Annotated in this window: 3 protein-coding genes and 2 tRNA genes; 2 read left to right on the forward strand and 3 right to left on the reverse strand. The window is 73.6% G+C overall.

What is annotated here, in order from left to right; translation table 11 throughout:
• Window positions 1-3: 3 nt before the first annotated feature.
• From ACFVST_RS23720 to ACFVST_RS23730, 3 genes are all read right to left on the reverse strand, one after another.
• Window positions 4-78 (reverse strand) — tRNA-Asp (locus tag ACFVST_RS23720).
• 40 nt (window positions 79-118) lie between these two features.
• Window positions 119-191, reverse strand: a tRNA-Glu gene (locus ACFVST_RS23725).
• A 103-nt stretch (window positions 192-294) separates the two neighbouring features.
• A complete protein-coding gene (locus ACFVST_RS23730) occupies window positions 295-1863 on the reverse strand; it encodes a metallophosphoesterase (protein ID WP_390155435.1) in 1569 nt (522 codons plus the stop codon).
• Between the two features lie 114 nt (window positions 1864-1977).
• Here ACFVST_RS23730 and ACFVST_RS23735 point away from each other — a divergent pair, with 114 nt between their 5' ends.
• Both ACFVST_RS23735 and ACFVST_RS23740 read left to right on the forward strand, forming a co-directional pair.
• Window positions 1978-2328, forward strand: coding sequence for a metallopeptidase family protein (locus tag ACFVST_RS23735; protein ID WP_390155437.1), 351 nt, complete (start codon window positions 1978-1980; stop codon window positions 2326-2328).
• Window positions 2329-3461: 1133 nt separating this feature from the next.
• Window positions 3462-5726: a DEAD/DEAH box helicase gene (locus ACFVST_RS23740; RefSeq protein WP_390155439.1), complete on the forward strand. Its 2265-nt coding sequence runs from the start codon at window positions 3462-3464 to the stop codon at window positions 5724-5726.
• The last annotated feature ends 165 nt before the right edge of the window (window positions 5727-5891 follow it).

Genomic DNA, 5891 nt, shown 5'->3' on the forward strand with positions numbered 1-5891 from the left:
CAGCGGTCCTGACGGGATTTGAACCCGCGGCCTCCACCTTGACAGGGTGGCGAGCACTCCAAACTGCTCCACAGGACCTTGCGCGGTGCGGGACCGAAGTCCCCCACGTGGTGTTGCGTGCCCCCAACGGGATTCGAACCCGTGCTACCGCCTTGAAAGGGCGGCGTCCTAGGCCGCTAGACGATGAGGGCTATCGGCCCGCCTGGGCGCTTCGCAGCGCGTCGGGGACGTGGAGAAGCATATGGGATGGCGGGAGGGATCGCCAAAACGGTTTCCGCGGGGGACCGGCGGGGGTCAGTGCGGAGGGGTGGCGGGCGGGGAGGTGGTGCCGTCGGCGCCGGGCTGGTTCTCCTTGGGGAGGTGGCGGCTGACCTCGGCGGTGGACAGGCCGAGCCCGCCGAGCCGGATCTGGTCCCAGGCCTGGAGGCGGTGGCCGGGGCGGTCCAGGTAGAGCACGGACGCCTCGATCGGGTCGGGGTGGCGGCCCTCGACGGCGCGCAGTCCGCTGCCCCCGGTGGAGCCCTCGGTGCGCAGCCGGGTGCCGAGGGGGAGGACCTCCATGTCCTCGTGGTGGAGGTGCCCGGCGAGTACCAGGGGCACCGTGCCGTCGGTCTCCCGGGCGGCGGTGGGCTCATGGGCGACGGCCACGTCCACCGGGGTCCCGGCGGCCTTCTGGTCGCGGAGGGCGGAGGCGAGGCGGGCGCCGGCGAGGTGTTCCGCGGCGTCGCCGCCGGGGCGGGCGGAGCGGTCCGGGGTGTACTGCGGGTCTCCGATCCCGGCGAAGCGGACCCCGGCGACGGTGACGGCCCGCCCGTCGTCGAGGACATGGACGTTCTTCATCCGGGCGAGGTGGGCCTGGGTGGCGCGGGAGTCGTGGTTGCCGCGGACCCAGACGTAGGGGGCGCCGAGGTGCGGTACCGGGTCGAGGAAGCCGTTCTCGGCGGCGGTGCCGTGGTCCATGGTGTCGCCGGAGTCCACGATCACATCGATGTCGTACTGCTTCACCAGGGAGGCGATGATGTGCCAGCTCGCCGGGTTGAGGTGGATGTCGGAGACGTGCAGGACGCGGATGGTGGTGGGGTCGGGGCGGTAGGCGGGGAGGGTGGAGGTGACGTCGTACAGCTTGGTGACGTTGGTGACGAGGCGGGCCAACTCCTTCTGGTAGACGTCGAATTCGGTGACGATGCTGCGGGCGTTGCCGACCACCGAGGGGGCGCTGCCGAGCAGGCCGGAGAACTTCGGTTCGAGGACGGAGTTCGGGTTCCAGGTGGCGTAGGCGGTGGTGCCGGAGGCGGCGAGCAGGGCGAGGGCGAGACCGCCGGAGGCGAGGGCGCGGCGCGGGGTGCGGTACACGAGGAGGCCGAGCGCGGTGGCGCCGGTGACCGTGGCGAGGGTGGAGCGCAGCGCCAGATCGCGGGTGCCGTGCTCGACGTCGCGGGTGACTTCGGCCTGGAGCCCGGAGAAGCGTTCCGGGTGCTGGACCAGGACTCCGGAGCGGGCCGGGTCGAGCCGGTCGACGTCCACGTCCAGGCGGAGGGGGGCGGTGTGGGAGCGGAGTTCCAGGGCGCCGAGCGGGGACACGTTGATCTTGGTGCCGCCGGTGAGGGAGGGCCGCAGCGTCATCCGGGTGTCCATCGGCCCGACCGGTGTGCGCACGCCGCCGGCGGCGAGCAGTCCGAGCCAGGCGCCGAGCAGGACCACACCGGCCAGGCCCAGGGCGTGCAGCAGACGCCGCAGCGGCCCCTCGTCGGTGACCGTGGCGACGGCCGGCGCGTCGAGACGTCCGCCGGGAGCGCGGCGCGCGGGGGAGAGGCGGGCGGCGAGACGGCGGAGGGCTCGGGTGGCTGCGTGGTCGCGGGCCATTGGTCCCGTATGCCCCGGAGTGTGGGTGGTTATGCGGGGGCCGACGGTGGGCGGGTGGCCGACAATGGCGGTGAGCCGGGGCGAACCGGGGGTGTGCGGTGGCGAGGAGGCCGGGTGCTGGAGATGACGCGGGAGGAGTTCGAGGAGCTGGTCGCGCAGGCGCTGGACCGGATCCCACCGGAACTCACCCGGCTGATGGACAACGTGGCCGTCTTCGTGGAGGAGGAGCCGGACCCGTCCGACCCCGAGCTGCTCGGCCTCTACGAGGGCACCCCGCTGACCGAGCGCGGCGAGTGGTACGCGGGCGTACTGCCGGACCGCATCACCGTCTACCGGGGGCCCACCCTGCGGATGTGCGGCTCGCGGGAGGAGGTCGTCGAGGAGACCGAGGTGACGGTGGTGCATGAGATCGCCCACCACTTCGGCATCGGCGACGAGCGGCTGCACGCACTGGGGTACGGGTGAGGGTGACGGTCAACGGGCGGTGGGTGCAGGGGAGTTGAGCGGCCGGGCGCCGGGGTGGTCGTGAAGGGGTGGTGTGGGAGGCCGGGGCGGGCGTGTCCTCGTGCGGGGCGCGGGAGTTGGGCAGGGCCGTCAGCGAACCGTGTCCCGGAGGTGGCTTACGTGCGCTGCTTGAACGTTCCCGTCCGGCTGGCCGCGACCGTACTGGCGGCGGCCGGCGCGGCAGGCTGTATGAGCGTGGGGCACGAGGACGACGGGGGCGGACCGCGGCCCGATCGTTCCCCGTCGTCCAGCGGCGCCGCGGTCCCGGACGGCGGCAGCGCACCCCAGGGCGGCCCCGCGGCGGACGGGGTGACAGTGGGCGGTACGGCGGCCGGTACGGGGTCCGGCGGGCGGCGGGACGGGGCGGGGCGCGCGGGCACCGGTCCCGGACACGGCTCCGACGGCTCCGGCTCCCGTACCGGCTCCAACTCCGGTTCCGGCGCGGGTGGTTCAGGTGGTTCAGGTGGTTCGGGCGCGGGCGGCGGGGTGCCCGGGGACGGTTCCGGTTCACCCGCGCCCGGGGGGAGCGGTACGCCCTCGCCCGGGGGCTCGGACTCCGCGTCGCCCGGTCCGACGGAGGTGCCGACCCCGACCGAGTCACCCCGGCCGACGGATGCCACGCCGACCAGCACCGGTCCGGGTACCGGTACCGGGCCGGGCCTCCCCGGGTCTCCCTCGATCCCGGACGGGGTACCGCGATCCGCCTCCGTACCGGGCGGCACCGGCACCGCGGACACGGCCCCGCACGCCGGGGCGTCCCCCTCGGCCGCCGGCCGCGCTCCCGGCCCCGCGCTCCGGGAGGCGGAGCCGTCACCGTGCGCGGGCGCCGCCGTCTGATCCCCGGTGCCGGACGTGCTCACGGTCCGCGGGAACCGGTTTGCGCTCGGGGGTGGGGGGTGCGTATGGTGGTAGATCGTTTGATCCCATTTGCCTGGCGCGCATTCCTCAGCGAGATCTCCTCTCACGGGAACCGAGAGCGCCCCGAGCGTGGCGCGTACTCTCCCTTGCCGTGGCTGACCGCATCGAGGCGGTTGAAGATGACTTCACGGAGTTTGGGCGCGTGCTGCCGATAACTCCGGAAGGTTCACATCTGCATGTCCGTTTCCAGTCCTGACCAGATCGCCCTGCCCGAATCCGCTGCCGACGAGGCCGTCACCGCCGCCGCGGAGGCCGTCGCAGCAGGGGCGGTCACCGACGCGGCCACGGAGCCCGCCGAGGCCACGGAGCCCGCCGAGGCCCCCGAATCAGCGGCCCCCGCCGTCACCTTCGCTGATCTGGGCCTGCCCGAGGGCGTCGTCCGCAAGCTCGCGCAGAACGGTGTGACCACCCCGTTCCCGATCCAGGCGGCGACCATCCCGGACGCGCTCGCCGGCCGGGACATCCTGGGCCGCGGCCGCACCGGCTCCGGCAAGACCCTCTCCTTCGGTCTGCCGCTGCTGTCCACCCTGGCCGGCGGCCACACCGCGAAGAAGCACCCGCGGGGTGTCATCCTCACCCCGACCCGCGAGCTGGCCATGCAGGTCGCGGACGCCCTCCAGCCCTACGGCGACGTCCTCGGCCTGAAGATGAAGGTCGTCTGCGGCGGTACGTCCATGGGCAACCAGATCTACGCGCTGGAGAAGGGCGTCGACATCCTCGTCGCCACCCCCGGCCGACTCCGCGACATCATCAACCGCGGTGCCTGCTCGCTCGACAGCGTGCAGATCGCCGTCCTGGACGAGGCCGACCAGATGGCCGACCTGGGCTTCATGCCCGAGGTCACCGAACTGCTCGACCAGGTCCCGGCCGGCGGCCAGCGGATGCTGTTCTCGGCCACCCTTGAGAACGAGATCGACACCCTCGTCAAGCGCTACCTCAACGCCCCGGTCACCCATGAGGTCGACCCCTCGGCCGGTGCGGTCACCACCATGACCCACCACATCCTGATCGTGAAGCCGCGCGACAAGGCGCCGGTGACCGCCGCGATCGCCGCGCGCAAGGGCCGCACCATCATCTTCGTGCGCACCCAGCTCGGCGCCGACCGGGTCGCCGAGCAGCTCGTCGAGGCCGGTGTGCGGGCGGACGCGCTGCACGGCGGTATGACGCAGGGCGCCCGCACCCGCACCCTGTCCGACTTCAAGGACGGCTATGTGAACGTGCTGGTCGCCACGGACGTCGCCGCGCGCGGTATCCACGTCGACGACATCGACCTGGTGCTGAACGTGGACCCGGCCGGTGACCACAAGGACTACCTGCACCGCTCGGGCCGTACCGCGCGGGCCGGCCGTTCCGGCACCGTTGTCTCGCTGGCCCTGCCGCACCAGCGGCGGCAGATCTTCCGGCTGATGGAGGACGCGGGCGTGGACGCCTCGCGGCACATCGTCGGCGGGGGCGGCGCCTTCGACCCGGAGGTCGCGGAGATCACCGGCGCCCGGTCGATGACCGAGGTGCAGGCCGAGTCCGCGGGCAACGCGGCCAAGCAGGCCGAGCGCGATGTGCAGGACCTGAGCAAGCAGTTGGACCGGGCGCAGCGCCGGGCCACCGAGCTGCGCGAGGAGGCCGACCGGCTGACCGCGCGGGCCGCCCGCGAGCGCGGCGAAGACCCAGAGGCCGCGGTGGCGGCGACCGCCGAGGTGGCGGTACCGGCACAGGCCGGCGAGCTGGTGCTCCCCGAGTCCGGCACCGAGACCGAGACCGCGGCGGCCCAGGCCCCGACGGCCCCGGCCGCCCAGGCCCCGGCCGAGTCCCGCCCCGAGCAGTCCTCGTACAAGCGTCGCGATGACCGGCCGTTCAACCGTGACCGTCGCGATGACCGTGGTGGCTTCCGCCGCGACGAGCGTCGGGACGACCGCGGTGGTCGTTCGTACGAGCGTCGGGACGACCGTGGCGGCTTCCGCCGTGATGAGCGTCGTGATGACCGGCCGTTCAACCGTGACCGTCGCGACGACCGCGGTGGCTTCCGCCGCGACGAGCGTCGGGACGACCGCGGTGGCTTCCGTCGTGACGAGCGCCGGGACGACCGGCCGTTCAACCGTGACCGTCGTGACGAGCGTCGGGACGACCGCGGTGGTTTCCGCCGGGAGGAGCGTCGTGATGACCGTGGCGGCTTCCGCCGGGATGAGCGTCGCGATGACCGGCCGTTCAACCGTGACCGTCGTGACGACCGCGGTGGCTTCCGCCGCGACGAGCGTGGTGGGCACCGGGGCAGTGACCGGCCGTTCAACCGCGACCGCCGGGACGACCGGCCGGGTGTGCGCCGGGACGACCGCCGCTCCGGTGGGCACGACCGCCCGTACGGCCGCCGGGACGACCACCGGGGGACCGGTTCCTTCGGCGGTGGCCGTCGTGAGGACAAGCCGCGCTGGAAGCGCAACGGCTGACATCCGGCACCCGCTGCCGAAGGAAGTCGGCAGATGGTGAAGTGACGGGCTGTGGCGCCCCCCAGGCGGGGGCGGGCCCAACCCCCACCCCCCCCCCCCCCCCCCCCCCCCCCCTACCCGCTATTGGGTTGAGGGGGGGCGCACCCAACATCACAAAAGGGGCGG

The organism is Streptomyces sp. NPDC058045 (assembly GCF_042885635.1).
Taxonomy (GTDB): Bacteria; Actinomycetota; Actinomycetes; order Streptomycetales; family Streptomycetaceae; genus Streptomyces.